Annotated in this window: 16 protein-coding genes, 1 pseudogene and 2 riboswitches; of the genes and pseudogenes, 5 read left to right on the top strand and 12 right to left on the bottom strand. The window is 64.0% G+C overall.

What is annotated here, in order from left to right:
• Window positions 1–5 precede the first annotated feature (5 nt).
• The 7 genes from mobA to IV500_RS09790 form a co-directional block, all read right to left on the bottom strand.
• Complete coding sequence (mobA, locus tag IV500_RS09820; protein ID WP_230854775.1) at window positions 6–755, bottom strand: molybdenum cofactor guanylyltransferase; 750 nt, start codon at window positions 753–755, stop codon at window positions 6–8.
• The gene (locus tag IV500_RS09815; RefSeq protein ID WP_196396634.1) at window positions 748–1,143 is read right to left on the bottom strand and encodes a VOC family protein; all 396 of its coding nucleotides are present in this window, start codon (window positions 1,141–1,143) and stop codon (window positions 748–750) included. The genes mobA and IV500_RS09815 overlap by 8 nt, the downstream gene beginning before the upstream one ends.
• Window positions 1,144–1,174: 31 nt before the next feature.
• Window positions 1,175–1,675: an HNH endonuclease gene (locus IV500_RS09810; protein ID WP_196396633.1), complete on the bottom strand. Its 501-nt coding sequence runs from the start codon at window positions 1,673–1,675 to the stop codon at window positions 1,175–1,177.
• Between the two features lie 195 nt (window positions 1,676–1,870).
• On the bottom strand, window positions 1,871–2,776 hold the full coding sequence (locus IV500_RS09805) for an NlpC/P60 family protein (protein ID WP_196396632.1): 906 nt from the start codon (window positions 2,774–2,776) through the stop codon (window positions 1,871–1,873).
• Between the two features lie 155 nt (window positions 2,777–2,931).
• Window positions 2,932–3,741 carry a C40 family peptidase gene (locus tag IV500_RS09800; RefSeq protein ID WP_312875883.1) on the bottom strand — a complete coding sequence of 270 codons (810 nt, stop codon included), beginning with the start codon at window positions 3,739–3,741 and terminating at the stop codon, window positions 2,932–2,934.
• Window positions 3,742–3,745: 4 nt separating this feature from the next.
• Window positions 3,746–3,933: riboswitch (cyclic di-AMP (ydaO/yuaA leader) on the bottom strand.
• A 155-nt stretch (window positions 3,934–4,088) separates the two neighbouring features.
• Window positions 4,089–4,922: a M23 family metallopeptidase gene (locus tag IV500_RS09795; protein ID WP_230854774.1), complete on the bottom strand. Its 834-nt coding sequence runs from the start codon at window positions 4,920–4,922 to the stop codon at window positions 4,089–4,091.
• 1 nt (window position 4,923) lies between these two features.
• A riboswitch (cyclic di-AMP (ydaO/yuaA leader) is annotated at window positions 4,924–5,166 on the bottom strand.
• 71 nt (window positions 5,167–5,237) lie between these two features.
• Window positions 5,238–5,933, bottom strand: a complete 696-nt coding sequence (locus IV500_RS09790; protein WP_196396631.1) for an iron-dependent transcriptional repressor DtxR — start codon at window positions 5,931–5,933, stop codon at window positions 5,238–5,240.
• A gap of 168 nt (window positions 5,934–6,101) precedes the next feature.
• Here IV500_RS09790 and serC point away from each other — a divergent pair, with 168 nt between their 5' ends.
• Entirely contained in the window at window positions 6,102–7,229 is a 1,128-nt protein-coding gene (gene serC, locus IV500_RS09785) for a phosphoserine transaminase (protein WP_196396630.1), read from the top strand.
• A 31-nt stretch (window positions 7,230–7,260) separates the two neighbouring features.
• Here serC and IV500_RS09780 read toward each other — a convergent pair whose 3' ends face one another.
• Window positions 7,261–7,809, bottom strand: a complete 549-nt coding sequence (locus IV500_RS09780; RefSeq protein WP_196396629.1) for a DUF3027 domain-containing protein — start codon at window positions 7,807–7,809, stop codon at window positions 7,261–7,263.
• Window positions 7,809–8,189 carry a cold-shock protein gene (locus IV500_RS09775; protein WP_196396628.1) on the bottom strand — a complete coding sequence of 127 codons (381 nt, stop codon included), beginning with the start codon at window positions 8,187–8,189 and terminating at the stop codon, window positions 7,809–7,811. The genes IV500_RS09780 and IV500_RS09775 overlap by 1 nt, the downstream gene beginning before the upstream one ends.
• A 212-nt stretch (window positions 8,190–8,401) precedes the next feature.
• Between IV500_RS09775 and IV500_RS09770 the strand changes: the two genes are divergently transcribed.
• Genes IV500_RS09770 through IV500_RS09755 form a run of 4 tightly spaced genes read left to right on the top strand, consistent with a single transcriptional unit; the run spans window position 8,402 to window position 13,756 of the window.
• The gene (locus IV500_RS09770; protein WP_196396627.1) at window positions 8,402–8,656 is read left to right on the top strand and encodes a hypothetical protein; all 255 of its coding nucleotides are present in this window, start codon (window positions 8,402–8,404) and stop codon (window positions 8,654–8,656) included.
• A gap of 46 nt (window positions 8,657–8,702) precedes the next feature.
• Entirely contained in the window at window positions 8,703–11,195 is a 2,493-nt protein-coding gene (locus IV500_RS09765; protein ID WP_196396626.1) for a helicase-associated domain-containing protein, read from the top strand.
• Window positions 11,192–12,838, top strand: coding sequence for a DNA repair helicase XPB (locus IV500_RS09760; protein ID WP_196396625.1), 1,647 nt, complete (start codon window positions 11,192–11,194; stop codon window positions 12,836–12,838). The genes IV500_RS09765 and IV500_RS09760 overlap by 4 nt, the downstream gene beginning before the upstream one ends.
• A 21-nt stretch (window positions 12,839–12,859) precedes the next feature.
• Complete coding sequence (locus IV500_RS09755) at window positions 12,860–13,756, top strand: methyltransferase domain-containing protein (protein WP_312875882.1); 897 nt, start codon at window positions 12,860–12,862, stop codon at window positions 13,754–13,756.
• A gap of 116 nt (window positions 13,757–13,872) precedes the next feature.
• Here IV500_RS09755 and IV500_RS09750 read toward each other — a convergent pair whose 3' ends face one another.
• From IV500_RS09750 to IV500_RS09740, 3 genes and pseudogenes are all read right to left on the bottom strand, one after another.
• Window positions 13,873–14,772, bottom strand: coding sequence for a sugar phosphate isomerase/epimerase family protein (locus IV500_RS09750; protein ID WP_196396624.1), 900 nt, complete (start codon window positions 14,770–14,772; stop codon window positions 13,873–13,875).
• Window positions 14,773–15,318: 546 nt separating this feature from the next.
• The gene (locus IV500_RS09745) at window positions 15,319–15,687 is read right to left on the bottom strand and encodes a VOC family protein (RefSeq protein ID WP_196396623.1); all 369 of its coding nucleotides are present in this window, start codon (window positions 15,685–15,687) and stop codon (window positions 15,319–15,321) included.
• A gap of 199 nt (window positions 15,688–15,886) precedes the next feature.
• Window positions 15,887–16,221: pseudogene (locus IV500_RS09740) on the bottom strand (hypothetical protein); the annotation flags it as partial.

The raw sequence follows: 16,221 nt of genomic DNA, 5'->3' as shown, positions 1-16,221 counted from the left end.
TTCCGTCAGTCGTCGTCGGCTGCATCCGGTGGGCTGATGCCGGGAATCCCGTCAACGCCCAACCTGGCGGCATCTGCCCAACTGTCCACATCCGCGGTGCTGCCGACGGGGACCGTGGTACGAGCCACCTCCAGACTAGCAATCAGAGAGAAGAGCGAAGCATTCGTCACAATTCCTTCCCGCCGGGCCCTGTCAATGGCACCGCGCAGTGCGGCAATGCGGTACACCGCGGCCAATGGCTGGTCCCGTCCCTGGTCAGTGGCAAGAACACCATCGGCGGCTAAGCCGTGGTCCAGTAGCGACCGGAGTACAACCGGTACCCTGGGCATGTCACATGCGAGCACCAGGACATATCCGGCTGATCCCGTCATTGTGGTAAGCCGGGCCAGTCCGGTGGCAAGTGCGGCAGCCGGGCCGGAAAATACCGGCTCCTCTCGAACAAAAAACAGCTGTTGTTTGTCAATGCCCGTTGTCGCGGTTGTCGCTAGCAGGGGCCTGAGCTGTTCTTCAGGTCCCACCACAACAACGGGAGCATCCAGCACAGGACGCTCCTTGGACCGCAGCGAGCCTCTGGCCGCCGCCACCGTTCCGGCCAGCAGGCTGACGCCGCCGATCGTCAAAGCCGCCTTCGCTGTTCCGCCCAGACGGGACGATCGGCCGCCGGCCAGGACAATGACACCGGTGATGCGGGATTCCCCCGTCCGGGGTCCGCCTGCAGCGCCGGGTTCGCCTTCGGTACCCGGTTGCTTAGGCAAGCCCGAGACGTTCCTCGCCGGCGTCGTCGACCTTTTCATTCTTCATTTGCGCCAGCCCGAACAGCACCCCTGCCGGATCCACGATGTAACTGGCTCCACCTGCCGCGCCCTTGTCAAAGCGCGGATAAACTATCTCACCGCCATTAGCGACCACGGCGGCCATCGCCGCGTCCAGATCCGGGACGGCGATCACCGGGGTGGCATGCGGGTCACCGTCCTGGGACGCCATCAGTCCGGTATCGATACCCGGGGCACCGCTGTGTTCAGCGATCAGGTACTCCGGCGTACCGAACGGCTGCGGATCCCATCCGAAGGTTGCTTGCATGAAGGTCCGGGTGGCAGCCATATCAGGACTGTGTATCTCCACGAACGTTACTGGCTGGATCATGACGACGCCCTTTCTCGCAGCTTCCCTCAGCTTACGCCGCCGACTCCTGCCGAAGGAATGGCATCCACTCCGGTACCGGCTTGTCCAGTTCCTTGATCTGCCGGAAGCCGGACCGCGGCGGCGCCGGGGCGACCCGCAGTTTCCAGCCCATTTTGGCAAGGGTGTGGTTCCCCTTCAATCCATTGCACCGCAGGCAACAGGCCACCAGATTCTCCCAGCTGTCCGTTCCGCCGCGGGAACGCGGCTCCACATGATCTACGGTGGTGGCGCTCTTTCCGCAGTACGCACACCGGTGCTCGTCACGGCGCAACACGCCCCGCCGGGTGACCGGAGCGGATTGGTTGTACGGCAAACGTACGTAACGCGTCAGCAGTATGACGGAAGGTCGCCCAAGGATTTCGCTGGGGCCCACCACCGGATCGTCACTTTCGGCCAGGACGCTGGCCTTCCCCGTGAGAACAAGGACCAGCGCCCGGCGGAAGGTCACTACCGCCAGTGGCTCATATCCGGCGTTCAGAATGAGAGTGCGCATGCACGCTTCTTTTCGGCAAAGTCCGTCACCGTTGCGGCCGGGCCGGCTGCCCTCCGCTGGTTTCCGAACCGTGGATTCTACCGATAAGACTAAACACGGAGCAGCCGTATTGCGCAATCCGACGCGGATTAAATAGCTTCGGCCCCCGTTTGACGACGGGAGCCGAAAGCTATTTGCCGCCGCAGCGGCTGTGACCTAGTGGCCGATCGCGATGAATACCGGGCCGGAGCCCAGGTAGGCACTGAACAGCTGCGTGTTACCACCGTTGAATCCACCGTGGACTGCCTGGCCGTTACCAACGTACACCGCGATGTGCGGAACACCGGCGCCAGCGTCGTCATAGTAGATGAGATCGCCCGGCTGGGCCTCTCCGGCCGAGACGGTCCGGCCGAGAGACATGTAACCGGCAGGCCAGCCATGGTAGAAGATACCTGCTGCAGCCAACGCATTGCTGGCCAGTGCGGTGCAGTCCTGGTGCACGCCGAGCTGGGCGTAGGCCGCAGCGGCGATGGTGGCGCCGACGCCGCTGGCTATCGCGGGAGCCGGAGCCGGAGCGGGTGCAGCGACCGGGGCCGGAGCAGGTGCAGGTGCCGGAGCAGGGGCTGGAGCAGGTGCAGCGACCGGGGCCGGAGCAGGTGCAGCGACCGGGGCCGGTGCGGGTGCAGCGACCGGGGCCGGAGCGGGTGCAACGGCGTTGGTTGCCGCCGCGTTGCGTGTGTTAGCGACGGCGACGTTACTGATTGGAGCTTCCGTGCTTGCCTGCGCCACGACTGCTGCTTCGACGACGGGGGCCGGCGCCGGAGTGGAGGCGTTGGCCGTCCGGGCGAACGCCAACTTGACCGCGGAGTCAGCCGTAACGGTCTGCGCCGCTTCGGCCTTGACGTTCAGGGTGGACGACGCGTCAGATACCCGCATCATTGTCGGCTCGGCAGCATTCGCCGCGATGCCGGTGGTCAGAACCAGCCCGGAAGCGGCAACGATGACTGCCGCCTGGCGGCCCATGCCCCCGGCATTGGAGCTGACGGCTTTAGCAATTACCGAAATCGAGTTGGTCTTTGACACCTCGGCGCGGTGCCGTGCAATGGGTGCACGAGTGGTCATGTGATGCTCACTTTCAAGGTCCTCAAGCTGATTGGTTCTCAAGCTGATCGGGATCACCTTGAGGGTACTGGGGGCTCAGCGGATTGTTTTTCGCGAGCCGCCGGCCCGCGTGGAAGGCAATACCTCAGGTATGAACCTGAGGTATTGCTTAGGTATTAAGGGAGCGTGTAGAAGACGGAGGTTCCCGTCGCGGTCGCCGGCAGGAGCACAGTTCCATCGCTGGGGTTGAGCGCGCTGATGACCATGCCGTTGCCGACATAGATTCCGACGTGGACTCCGCCGTTCTGGACAACCAAGTCGCCCGGCTGCGGGTTGGAGGTCTGGACCATGCCATTCCACTGGTTGGTCCGCGGGAGGGAGATGCCGGCCTGGGCGTATGCCCACTGCACGAATCCGGAGCAGTCCCAGCCGGAAGGCGTGTTGCCGCCCCAGACGTAGGGGTGGCCGATTCCGCCGTAAGCGGCTGCCGCAACACCGGAATGTCCACTGCCGACGGCGGGAGCCGCCGGTGCCGGGGCCTGAACCTTGGCTGCGGCAGCGGGCTGGGCGGCTACGGTGGCCGTCGGTGCTACCACTACGGCTGCCACTGGGGCGGCCGGGGCGGTCGGTGCTACTGCGGCGACATTGTCAGCAGCGGCAGCGACAGTGGCAACAGGTGCTACCGGCACAACGGCGGGTGTGGAGCTAACGGCCGGACGTGCAAATGAAACGGAGGCAGTTGCCGGTGCTGTGATGGACAGCGGAGCAACTTGGACAGATGCAGAGGCGTCCGACGTAACGCGGCCGGTTTCAGATGCCTGCGCCGGAAGACCGATGCTCAGGATCAGGCCCGAAGCGGCGGCAATAACTGCTGCCTGACGGCCAACAGTCCCCGCATTCGAGGAAACGGCTTTGGAAACGGCCGAAAGCGGGTTTGTAGTGGCCGTGGCCGCACGGTGGCGGCCAAGGGTATTGATTGATGACACGACTGATGCCTCTCCCAATGCCTGCGAGGTAAGCTGTCGGATTCGGATGGGAGTCACCCGGCCGCCGTACATCCGAAGCAGAATCTCTTCCACTGGAATGCTTGGCGACTTAACCCCAAGGACTTCTTGCGAAGCCCGATATTGGTTCCCCCGCCCCTGCCAGACGATTGTTGCGAACGGACCATGAGCGGTGGCAGAGCTAGGCAATCCACTCAAGGACGCCAACTTCTGTACAAGTTGGCGCGAGTAAGACGCTACAACAGATCCGGCCTAATGTCACGTTCAGGTCACGGTGGCCTGTTGACAACTTAGCGGCCTGTTGACAACTCAGGAACGACGCTCGGTGCTCAAAGCCAGCCCAGCGGGTCCACCGGGGCGTTATCCACAGTGACTTCGAAATGCAAGTGGCAGCCCGTGGACGCCCCCGTGCTGCCGCTCAGGGCGATCTGTGCACCGCGCTCCAGCTTCTGGCCAACGGTGACATTAATCTCGGAAAGGTGATTGTACGTCGTTGCTAAACCGTTTCCGTGCTCAACCAGGATGCGGTTGCCGCCCCCATACGGGTGCCAGCCGGCACCGGTCACTGTTCCCCCGGCGGCAACGTGAACGGCACTGCCGCAGGCTACGCCGTAATCCTGGCCGGTATGAAGTTCTCCCATTTCGCCGGTGAGCGGGTTGACGCGCCCACCGAATCCGGAGGTCTGCTGCGGAGAGTCCAGCGGCGCACTGAGCACGCCCTTGGCCGCCGCAGCCGTAACGTGATCAGCCGAGACAGCCAACGTTTGATGCAGTTTTCCATCGGCGTCCAGGCTGCTGCTGACCTGCGGCCTGGCAAAGTCCAAAGGGGCGCCGGCCGCGGCCGTAACCGCCGGTTCTACGACAGGAGAGGCATCGGATACGCTGCCGGCGAGGGGCGGCGTCGTCGTCGGCACCGTCACGGCGAGCGCCAACCCGGCAGCTGCCAGCACCATGCCGGCCTTTTGGCTCAGCCCTGCGGAAACCATCCTTCGGATGTGCCCGCCTGCCGCCGTATTTCTGCGGCTTTTCCCCCGCTCCGCACGGATGACGTCCCGCCTGCACTGCGCGTCCACGGACGGCACGACTGCGGCCGGGAGTCCGCCGGAGTCCGGGCGGGAACGCCTGCGGCCATGCTGGTAATTGGTGGACAATTTTGTTGACAAGAGGCCCTCTCGATGAACGCCTGCGGAGTTAGCTGTCGGATTCGAGTCTGCGCAATGCTCTACAACTCGGCCCAGGCAGCGCAGTCCCGCTGCGATGGAGAGCGAAGTATGGCCGCTTCATCGTGGACGGTACCGCACGGGGCTTCACCCCAAGGCAGCCTCTGTCAGCTGCCGAAAGTGGGTCCTCCGTCCTTGCCAACGGGTTTTCACCTGCTCCGTTGGCAAGGTTCGGCGCCGGAACAGGTAACGCTTTGATCTCAGCGTCAGCTAGCTACTCTACGGTAGAATTCTCCACCGTGATGTATTCGTTATAACTCAGCCCAGCGAAACGAAAACATGCGCGGCAACTTCCGGCGGAAGTTCCAACGCGCCGTCAATTTCCGGCACGCGCACTGAAATGTAGCCGCCCACCAAGGCCAGCGAGATCCGCGCACCTGGCCGCAGGCCGCCCTCATCGAACTGGGTCAGCAGCTCCGGATCCACCTGGATCCGCTCGGACAGCCGGCAGATCTCGACCCGGGACTGATCCGTATACAGCGGCATCGCTTCCAGCAGATTCATCACCCCATCGGTAAAGGATCCTGCCGCCGGGCCACCGAGTTCTTCGAGCCCGGGAATGGGATTGCCGTAGGGTGACTCGTCCGGGTGCCCGAGCATCTCGTAAATACGCTGCTCCACCCGCTCACTCATGACGTGTTCCCAACGGCAGGCCTCATCGTGGACATAGGCCCATTCCAGCCCGATCACGTCGGAGAGCAGCCTCTCGGCCAGTCGATGCTTGCGCATCACCAAAGTTGCCTTGTGTTTACCCAGTTGCGTCAGCTCCAGATGGCGGTCCCCGGAAACGACCACCAGCCCGTCGCGTTCCATCCTGCCGATGGTCTGCGAAACCGTCGGACCGGAATGATGGAGCCGCTCCGCTATGCGCGCACGCAGGGCCACGATGTTTTCCTCTTGCAGTTCCAGGATGGTCCGTAAATACATTTCTGTTGTGTCGATCAGGTCGGACAAGTCAACAGCCTCCTGGCGCTATCTGCCTGCGTTGGTTTCTCTCTACGTTAGCGTGCTTGCCGGAGGGCGAAAAATTACGCGCCCGGTTTCGTTCTGACGACCGCCCTGCGGCACAATTGTCACCAGCGGACGACGTCTGTCCACATCACACAATCCTTGGAGCTACTGGTGAGCGAATCCACTGCCCTGACCATCCCGGCGCATCTGCTCCCCCGTGACGGACGCTTTGGCGCCGGCCCTTCGAAGGTCCGCGCCGAACAATTGGCAGCGTTGGCTGCCGCCGGAGCAAAGCTCTTGGGCACATCCCACCGGCAGGCCCCGGTCAAGAACCTGGTCGGTGAAATCCGGGCCGGCCTGAGCTCATTCTTCAGGGCCCCGGACGGTTATGAGGTAGTGCTCGGCGTCGGCGGTTCTACGGCCTTCTGGGATATTGCAGCTTTCGGTCTGGTGGAGCACAAGGCCCAGCACCTGAGTTTCGGCGAGTTCGGGGCCAAGTTCGCGGCGGCCACCAACAAGGCTCCGTTCCTGGCTGAGTCCGCCATCATCACCGCCGAGCCGGGCACGCGCCCTACACCGCATCCCCAGCCCGGGGTGGACGTCTACGCGTGGCCGCAGAATGAGACCTCCACAGGCGTTGCAGCGCCGGTGCACCGCGTTTCCGGCGCAGATGAGGGGGCCCTGGTGATTATTGATGCCACGTCAGCGGCCGGCGGACTCGACGTAGATGTCAGCCAGACGGATGTGTACTACTTTGCGCCGCAGAAAAACTTCGCGTCCGACGGCGGCCTGTGGCTTGGACTGTTTTCTCCCGCAGCGCTGGAGCGGGCCGCAAAGATCCAGTCCGGCGATCGCTGGATCCCGGACTTTTTGAACCTGCAGACAGCGATCGATAATTCCCGGCTGAACCAGACCTACAACACTCCGGCGCTGGCCACCTTGGTGACGCTAAACGAGCAGATCAAATGGCTGAACACCAGCGGTGGCCTGGATTTCGCGGCCGCCCGGACCGCTGATTCCGCCGGCCGGCTCTATTCCTGGGCCGAACAGTCGGCCGTCGCCTCGCCCTTCGTGACGGACCCTGCGGACCGTTCCAACGTCATCGTGACCATAGACTTTGACGGCTCTGTGGACGCCGCGGCGGTGGCCAAGACCCTGCGCGCAAACGGGATTGTCGACGTCGAGCCTTACCGGAAGCTCGGCCGGAACCAGTTGCGGGTAGCAACGTTCGTCGCCATCGAGCCTGACGACGTCAGCGCCCTGATCGCCTGCATCGACTTTGTGATTTCCAACGGCTGAGGTGGCCCGGCCGCGGGTCAGTGACTTCGCCTCAGTTGTGCGTGTCGGCCTCGGCGTCCGCCGCGTCCTGTTCCAACACGTGTTCGCGTTCGGCGTCGCCCCCGGTTGCCGCGGCCTCAGATGATTCCGCGGGCGCCAGACCCGCGAGCTGGACGGCCTCGTCGTCGTCCCCCGGCCGCACACGATCCGCCCACGGCACCCATTCCGGGGCGAGTACGGATTGTGCCGACGGCAGCAGACCCAACTCATTTACGGTGACAGTCTTGGACCGGGACACACGGGTCAGGACCGCGAACCACTGCCAGCCCAGGTAGCCTGGCATTTTGCTCTCGAAAAGGTGCGTCGCAACGCGCTCGCCCTCGCTGCGGACCCCCAAGTGCACGCCGACCTGCCCCTCCGCTGCTATTGAGAGGACGGCGTTGCGCGCCAGATCGACGGCGGCAGCCAGTACGGAATCGGGCTTACCGGTGCGCCAGAGGGGTACGCCGACGCGGACTTTGGGCTGCTTGGCCGGCGCTGCAACCGCCGGCGCTGCCTTATCCGTGTCAGCAGCGGACTGGGGAGTTGAGGAGTCGTCCATTACGCGTCGAAGTTTTCGGCAACCTTGCGCAGCGCGGCGGCAATCCTGGCCGCGTCGCCATCCGGGTATTTGCCGTTGGTGAGTCCGCCCACAGATTTCTCCAGCATGCTCACCAGATCCTGGACAATCGGTGCCAGATCCTTCGGCGGCATCCGTTTCGCCTTCGCAACAGAAGGTACCTTGTCCAGGATCCGGGCGGCCAAAGCCTGGGCACCCTTGCGTCCGTCAGCGACGCCGAACTCCATCCGCATACCCACCTTGACGTCGGAAACGCCGTCCGGCAGGGCGTTGGCGTGCAGGAAGACTTCCTTGCCGTCGTCGGTAGTCAGGAAGCCGAAGCCCTTTTCGTTGTCATACCACTTGACTTTCCCGGTTGGCACTTAGGTTACCTCGTTCATCGTCGTACTCGAATCCCGCCCGTTGCAGCCTGCGATCAATAGCGGAAACCCCGGAAGGGAATCATAAAAAGGGCGCGACGGCGTTGGGCGTGTTGGTCTGCTCTCTCTAGATTAGCTTGTTGCTTCCCGGCTGCCGTGCGTTTGGGCGCTTGCGGTGCTTTGCCACACCGATATCCGCTGTTAGCGTTATGGGCATGACTGAGAATGACCGCAACCTGCCCGTCAGTACACAGCAGGAATCCGGTCGCAGCCGCCAAGTATTCAATGCGCTGGCCGCAGCGCTCGCCATTGTCTGCGTCGCCTCCCTGGCCGCGGTCCTGCTGATCAAGGTCGCCGGCGGCCATCCCTGGGTCGGGCTGGACTGGATTGCGATGATCGGGCTGCCGCTGGCCTTTATTCTGCTGGGAATCGCACTGCTGCGGGCGGTTGCCCGCCGGCGCCGGCTCTAGCGCGGCGCTGGCTCTCCATTAGGCAAGGCGCGATACCGTTAGTGGGATGTCCTCGATAAGGATCCTGACCACGGAACTGGCGGCGCGAAGCGACAACTCCTTGCGCTCGCTCCTTGCTGCGCGGCCGGATCTGATCTCGCCACCGGTACCGGATTTCGCTGCTCTCGCCGCGCGTGCCTGCGCCAGAGTCAGCGTTGCCCGCGCGCTGGACCACCTTAGTCAACCCCAGATGCAGGTGTTGGAAGTGCTGCATCTGAGCACCAACGAGGACCTGGGGCAAAGTGCCAGCGCCGGATCACTCAAGCCATTGATCGCAGGCAGCACCACGGCTGTGATCGAGGCTATTCTCGAGGACCTGCACGCGCGTGCCCTCGTGTACCGGGCTCCAGACGGATCCGGATTCCTGGCCGTCAGCAGCCTCAAGGATGTGATCGGACTGCACCCTGCGGGGCTGGGCCGCAGTTACCCCGAGCTGGTGCGCACCCAACCCTTGGTCGGGGCTCGGCTGCTGCAAACGGTGCAAGCCCTGCATCGGTTCGGGGCCGGTGTCGAATCCGCGTCCACTGCCCTGGAAGCCGCGCTGGCGATGCAGTCCTGGGTGAGCGCTCCGGGCCTGCTCGAGCAGCTCTTGGCCGCAGCGCCGGAGACCACGGCGGGCATGCTCTCCCGCTTCAGTGCGGGGGCGATGGGTGCCGTTGAGAATGCCCAGCGAACCGTGCGGCCGGAGGCAGCGGACCCAACGCCGGTGGATTGGCTGCTGGCTCGAGGCCTGTTGATCCCGCTGGATAACGAGCATGTAGAGCTGCCTTCGGACGTTGCCATCGTGCTCCGCGGGCGCGTCATCATCCAGGAGTTTACCGCCAACCCGCCGGCCCCGAAGCTTCAACGGACCAGTGCCTCGCTTCGCACCAACGCGGCACTCGGAGCCATTGCGGAGCTGCTGCGGCTCGAGACGGAATTGCTCAGCCAGATCCGGAACACCCCGCTGTCCACCCTTCGAGCTGGTGGGGTCGGTGTGCGTGAAGTGCGCAGATTGGCCGATGCCTTACGGGTGGACACGGAACTGACCACGCAGCTATTGGAACTTGCAGCGCTGTCCTCGTTGCTGGTCCTGGACGTTGACACGTCCCGATGGCAGCTGTCGCAGACCGGCTGGCAGCAATTACCACGGGAGCAGCAGTGGCTCTGGCTGGCTACTTCCTGGCTCGCAGCCGACCGCGCACCGTCATTGGCCGCCCAGTGGGCGTCGCGGAATTCCAGCCCTTCCGCCCCTTCCAGCCCAGCTGGCCTTTCCCGCTCCTCCGCCACTTCCAGCCCTTCCGGCACCGCGGGCGGAACCGGGCCGGTCAATGCGTTGGCCGCGGAGGCTCACCGTCCCGATGCTCCTGTTCTGCGCCAGCAGACGCTCTCCATCATGGCCGAGCTCAGCGCCGAAGACACCAGCAATCCTGATACCGTCCCCGTGCTGGACGAGGCCGCTATCCTGAGCCGCTTCCAATGGCGGCGGCCCCGGCTGGCCCGGCGGCTCCGCCGTCTCCTGGCGGGCTTCCTGCGCGAGGCAGAGCTGCTTGGCATGACAGGATCGGGTTCGCTTACCGTGGTGGGACGCGCCGTCGCCGCCGGCACCCCGGAAGAGGCTTTGGACGTGCTGCGCAAGGCCCTGCCGCAACCGCTGACGCACGTCTTGCTGCAGGCCGATCTGACCGCCGTCGCCCCCGGATATCTGTCTCCGGAACTGACGGCAGAGCTAAGCCTGCTGGCCGAGGCGGAGGGGCAGGGACCGGCCACCATTTACCGGTTCAGCCCGGCCTCGATCCGTCGCGCCCTGGACGCCGGGCAGGACGCCGTGCGGATCCTCGATTTCCTGGGCCGGCATTCGGCAACTGACATTCCACAGCCATTGCGCTACCTCGTCGAAGATACTGCCGCCCGGCACGGCAAGCTCCGCGTGGGACGGGCCGTCAGCTATGTGCAGAGCGAAGATGACGGCATGCTTCGGGAATTGACGCAGCTTCCCGCGCTCAAGCATCTGGGACTGGTCCCGCTGGCCCCCACCGTCCTCATTTCCAGGGTCGGGTCACGGGAGTTAGCCGCAGCGCTGCGCTCAGTGGGCATGTCCCCCGCCCATACCGAGGCCGACGGCGGCGTGGTGAAAGTGCCAAAGCCCAGTCCGTCAGTGGTCCGCTCCGCCGGCCCTGCCCGGCGCACCGGCGGGGAGGCCCCTGCCGAGGCGGAAATTGCAGCCCAGCTCGCGGCGCTGCGGAGCAAACCATCGTGGGCTCCTTCCGGTACCGAAGCCGCCCCGCAGCTGGGGCTGGAAATATTGCGCCAGGCCATCCGGTTGAAGAAGTCCGTGAATATTTCGATTGTGGACAGCAATGGCAACCATGACCAGCAGGTCCTGGTGCCTCTCTCGGTCACCGGCGGCCGGGTGCGGGTCTATGACCCGGAGCGGGAAATTGAGCGCGTGGTCTCGATTCATCGGGTGATGGACGTCGAGCTGGCGGATCTGCCGGACGGGAAAAGGGTAACGCAATGACCGACGGACCGCTGATTGTGCAGAGCGACAAGACGATCCTGCTGGAAGTGGATCATCCGCTGGCCACCGAGGCCAGGCATGCCATCGCGGCGTTTGCCGAATTGGAGCGCGCCCCGGAGCACATGCACAGCTACCGGTTGACGCCGCTGGGCCTGTGGAATGCGCGCGCCGCCGGACTCGACGCAGAGCAGGTTTTGGATACCCTGCTGAAGTACTCGCGCTTCCCCGTCCCGCACGCGCTGCTGATTGACGTCGCGGAGACGATGTCGCGGTACGGCCGGCTTCGGCTGGAAAAGGACCCTGTGCACGGTTTGGTGCTGCGAACCGATGATTATCCGGTTCTCGAAGAGGTCATTCGGGCCAGGAAGATTGAGCCGCTCCTCGGTCCGCGCATTGACCCGATGACCGTCGTCGTCCATGCGTCCGCACGCGGTGCACTCAAGCAGCTCCTGCTCAAAATCGGTTGGCCGGCGGAGGACCTGGCCGGATATGTGGACGGCACCCCGCACCCGGTGGCGCTGCTGGAGGAGGATTGGAAGCTGCGGCCGTACCAGCAGCTAGCGGTGGAGAATTTCTGGGCCGGCGGTTCCGGCGTCGTCGTTCTTCCCTGTGGTGCCGGCAAGACCCTGGTGGGCGCCGCGGCGATGGCGTTCAGCGGTACCACCACGCTGATCCTGGTCACCAACACCGTGTCGGCGCGGCAGTGGAAGGAGGAGCTGCTCAAGCGCACCAGTCTCACGGAGGCGGAAATCGGGGAATATTCCGGCGCTGTCAAGGAGGTCCGCCCGGTCACCATTGCCACCTATCAGGTCCTGACCATGCGCCGCGGCGGGTTGTACCCGCATCTGGAACTGCTGGATGCGAACAATTGGGGCCTGATCATCTATGACGAGGTACACCTGCTGCCGGCGCCGATCTTCCGGATGACGGCGGATCTGCAGGCACGACGGCGGCTCGGACTAACGGCCACGCTGGTCCGGGAGGATGGCCGGGAAGGCGAAGTTTTCTCGCTGATAGGACCCAAACGCTACGACGCCCCGTGGAAGGACATCGAGGCGCAGGGCTATATAGCGCCGGCGGATTGCGTGGAGGTCCGGGTGGATCTGCCTCGTGACGAACGAATGGCCTATGCCATGGCCGACGATGCGGATAAATACCGGTTGTGTGCCACCAGCGAGACCAAAACAGCTGTGGTGGAGCGACTGGTCAAGGCCCATCAGGGTGAGCAGCTGCTGGTGATCGGCCAATACATCGATCAACTCGATGAAATTGCCGAACGCCTTGACGCGCCCGTCATTAAGGGCGAAACAAGCGTTAAGGAACGGCAGCGGCTGTTCGGCGAGTTTCGAAATGGGACCATTCACACTTTGGTGGTCTCGAAGGTGGCAAACTTTTCTATCGACCTGCCCGAGGCATCGGTGGCCATTCAGGTCTCCGGTTCCTTCGGCTCCCGGCAGGAGGAAGCGCAGCGCCTCGGCAGATTGCTCCGGCCCAAGGCGGACGGCCGGTCAGCACGGTTCTACACCCTGGTGGCACGGGACACGCTGGATCAGGACTTTGCGGCCAAGCGCCAGCGCTTCCTGGCGGAGCAGGGATACGCCTACCGGATTCTGGATGCGAAGGACATCGCCACAACCGGATAGAAGCGGAGTAGGATCGGCGCTGTGGAGGCGAACGCTGTGGAGAATAACGCTGTGGAGAACAACACTGTGGAGAACAACACCGTGAAAAACAACACCGTTGAAAAGAACACCATCAGCCACTATTCCCTTGGGGAACTGGAAGCGAAGTTCCTCGCGGCCCTGCGTGCCGCGGGCCGCGACCCGGAGCACCTGCATCAAGAGGACCTTGCGGGTGCCGATGAATTCCACATCGGCGGCATCAAGTCCACTGAGGATCTTGCCCGCGGCGCCGGCATCCACAGCGGTTCGCACGTGTTGGACGTCGGCAGCGGCATCGGCGGCCCCGCGCGGCTGTTTGCGCAGCGTTTTGGGGCAAAAGTCAACGGCGTCGACCTGACTCCGGAATTTGTCCAGGTTGCCCGGTTATTGACCGAGCGGACCGGGCTAAGCGGGCAGGTTACCTTCAACCAGGGCAGCGCGCTGGCGCTGCCCTTTGGCGACGACGAGTTTGACGTCGCCACCATGCTGCATGTGGGTATGAACATCGACGATAAGGCTGCGCTGTTCGCCGAGGTATTCCGTGTCCTCAAGCCCGGTGGCGTCTTTGCTGTCTACGACGTGATGCAAATGGTCGACGACGAACCCACCTATCCGTTGCCCTGGTCCACAGTGCCGGCAGATTCCTTTGTCTGCTCGCCCATGGAGTACTCCGAAGGGCTGGAGGCGGCTGGCTTTGCGGTCGACTCAGAGCGGAACCGCCGCGATTTTGGCATCGCTTTCATGGAACGGGGACAGGCGCGGGCGGCCGAAAAGGGTCCATCGCCGCTTGGCCCGCTGCTGGTTCTTGGCCCTGACGGGCCGCCGCGGATGGCCAATTTGCTCGCCGCCTTTCGGACCGGCATCCTTGCACCGGTGGAGATCTTCGCGCGCAAGCCATAATCGGTGGAGCACACCCGCCTACTGAGCACCCCCGCGGCTTGAGTCCCGTCGCCGGTTGAGCAGCTGCACCGACCAAGCACCCCGTCCGTCGAGTCTTGTCGCTCTGTTTCAGCGCCCTAGTCTGCGCAGAGAATCCGCTGCAGAGCTGTGAGCGCCTCCGGTAGGCCAGGAAGCTCCGGATGCCAGGCCTTCTCCCATTCCAGCGAGAACCACGGATCTTCATTGCCCTGCGCCGCACTCAAGGAAGTGGCCAACCGTGCCATTTCCCGCAGTGGAACGTCGCCCTCCCCCGGCAGCCGCAGGGTGACATCCTTCGGCGCGGAGCCCACTTGTCCGTCCTTAAACTGGCAGTAAGCGAAGTATGGGGCTATCTGCCGGGCTGTCTCCTGCGGGGTCTCGCCATATCGCCATGGGTGCAGCACGTCCCAAATGATTCCAACGGCGGGCTGGCCGGCTTGGGCCCCGGCAGCACCGGACTGGCCCGTTTCGGCCTCGGCAGCACCGGCGGCTGAATCCGCGCCCGGGTCCTCAACCAGTGACAATAAACGTGCCACGTCCGCACCCCTTGGGTGTGAATCGTGCGTCTCCAGCAGCAACCGGACGCCCAGGTCCCGGGCGTCGCCCAGCACCGCCGACAGCCGCCGGGCACCTGCCGCATCGAACACTGACATATCAGTCGTCGCAAGAGGATCTACTCCCGCGCCGGGGAAAACCCGTATCCCTGCCGCGCCCAGGTCCGCTGCCAGCTGCACGTTCGCACGCAAGCCGGCCAACACCTCCTGATCCGGTTCCGACGCGCAGATATTGACGTAGCTCGCCAGCGCCAGCACTCCAACCCCGGCATCTTCAAGTGCCTGCCGAAGCACCACGCGCCCGGCCGCAGACAGCCCCAAAGGTGCGATGCCGCCGTCGTCCACCCGTATTTCCAGCCCTTCGGCACCAAACCGCCGTGCCCACCGGACCAGTTGCGTCACAGAAGCGTCAGGCGCCCCCAAAGTTGAAAATGCCAGCCGCATGCGGCTCCCTCCGCTCTTCTCCCGAGCACACGTCGTGCGCTTGACCAAGGGTCCAGTCTTCCTCAGAGTGGAATTATCCACTACCTATTAATCCCTGCCTCTGCGGCGTGCTGCGCCTGATTAGCCGGATCGGACACACTCCGGGAGCAGCCAGCACCACCTGCACAGTATGCCGGGCGTGCGCGATCCTGACCTTTGGGGCCGCACCGGTCACCACCGCCGCGAAATCCTGCAGTTGAAGCAGGAAGCCATTCTGAATTTCCTCAGGGGCTGGCTCGTGCAGAATGCTGGTTCGCCCGTCACGCTGAAGTTGGGTGCCCCCTTCGCGGATCGGAAATAATCAGCCCGCGTTCACAGACCACCCGGACGTCATCAACATGCTGCGGCAGGTCGGAGACAATTCCGATGGACACAGTGACCGCGGACCCCGGCCCGCGACAAGTCCCACGGCACGCATCCTGGTCTGGCGAGGAGGTGCGCGGGCAAATCGTCGGAGGCCGCATTAGCACTACCCGGCACGATAGCTATTCCGGCGTGGGATCCGGCTCACAGTTCCTGATCAGAGCGGGATAGGAGGCAAAATTCGTTCCCCTCAGGATCCCCCAGCACTACCCAACTCACGTCTGGACCCTGGCCGACGTCGGACCGGCTGGCTCCCAGTGCCAGCAGCCGCTCCAGCTCTTCGGACGTCGTCGTGCCATGCGCTCGAAGGTCAAAGTGCAGGCGGTTTTTGACGCTCTTACCCTCCGGAACGTGCAGGACATCAATGGTCGGCCCGGCCCCATCGGGGGACGCGATGCTAATGCCGCCGACATCTTCGTCGATGATCTTCCAGCTCAGTACCTCGCACCAGAAGTCGGCGATCCGGCGGAGGTCATGGGCATCAATTGCTATGGTGGCAAGTCGGCTGGTCATGAAAGTATTCTCGGCAGATTCCTGCCAGGCCGCAAGAGTGCAACGGTGCCAAGGCTCTCTGCACTGTGCGAGCCACGGCGGAGTGCAGGCCGCGGCGGTGTGGAGACCTGCGCGGTCTGGCCCCGTAATCGGCCCCAATAACCGTGAGAATTCGTTGTCCACAGACCCCATATACTATTGTCTGTTCTAACCAACAGGACTAAACTGAAGATATGTTCGATAGTAGTAGAACAAGCACCGGAACCAGCGAAACACCACACACTTCGCCGGCACCCTCCACCGCGTTGGTCCGCTGCCCCGTCCCGGCACCCTTGGCTGTCCCTGCACCGCCGGCTGTCCCGGCACCCTCCACCGCGGTGGTCCACTGCCCCGCAGGATCCGTTCCCGCACCCGTCCCGGCACGCGCTGCTGTAAACGCTGCTGTAAACGCTTCGCCGAGTGCGGCCGGTGTGGTCGTTGCACCGGTCCTGTCCTTCGGTCTTCCTGCCGGGCGGGTGAACGAGGCCGTGATCAGGGGCTGGATCGCTGAACTGG

It is taken from the genome of Arthrobacter terrae (assembly GCF_015708085.1).
Taxonomy (GTDB): domain Bacteria; phylum Actinomycetota; class Actinomycetes; order Actinomycetales; family Micrococcaceae; genus Arthrobacter_M; species Arthrobacter_M terrae.
The sequence above is the reverse complement of the archived record's forward strand: the minus strand, read 5'-3'. Positions and strand labels throughout refer to the sequence as shown.

Excerpts from the sequence above, each read along its gene's own strand:
- IV500_RS09815 (WP_196396634.1), bottom strand. The coding sequence starts at position 1,143 with ATGATCCAGCCAGTAACGTTCGTGGAGATACACAGTCCTGATATGGCT.
- IV500_RS09810 (WP_196396633.1), bottom strand. The coding sequence starts at position 1,675 with ATGCGCACTCTCATTCTGAACGCCGGATATGAGCCACTGGCGGTAGTG.
- IV500_RS09805 (WP_196396632.1), bottom strand. The coding sequence starts at position 2,776 with ATGACCACTCGTGCACCCATTGCACGGCACCGCGCCGAGGTGTCAAAG.
- IV500_RS09780 (WP_196396629.1), bottom strand. The coding sequence starts at position 7,809 with ATGGACGACTCCTCAACTCCCCAGTCCGCTGCTGACACGGATAAGGCA.
- IV500_RS09770 (WP_196396627.1), top strand. The coding sequence starts at position 8,402 with ATGACTGAGAATGACCGCAACCTGCCCGTCAGTACACAGCAGGAATCC.
- IV500_RS09765 (WP_196396626.1), top strand. The coding sequence starts at position 8,703 with ATGTCCTCGATAAGGATCCTGACCACGGAACTGGCGGCGCGAAGCGAC.
- IV500_RS09760 (WP_196396625.1), top strand. The coding sequence starts at position 11,192 with ATGACCGACGGACCGCTGATTGTGCAGAGCGACAAGACGATCCTGCTG.
- IV500_RS09750 (WP_196396624.1), bottom strand. The coding sequence starts at position 14,772 with ATGCGGCTGGCATTTTCAACTTTGGGGGCGCCTGACGCTTCTGTGACG.
- IV500_RS09745 (WP_196396623.1), bottom strand. The coding sequence starts at position 15,687 with ATGACCAGCCGACTTGCCACCATAGCAATTGATGCCCATGACCTCCGC.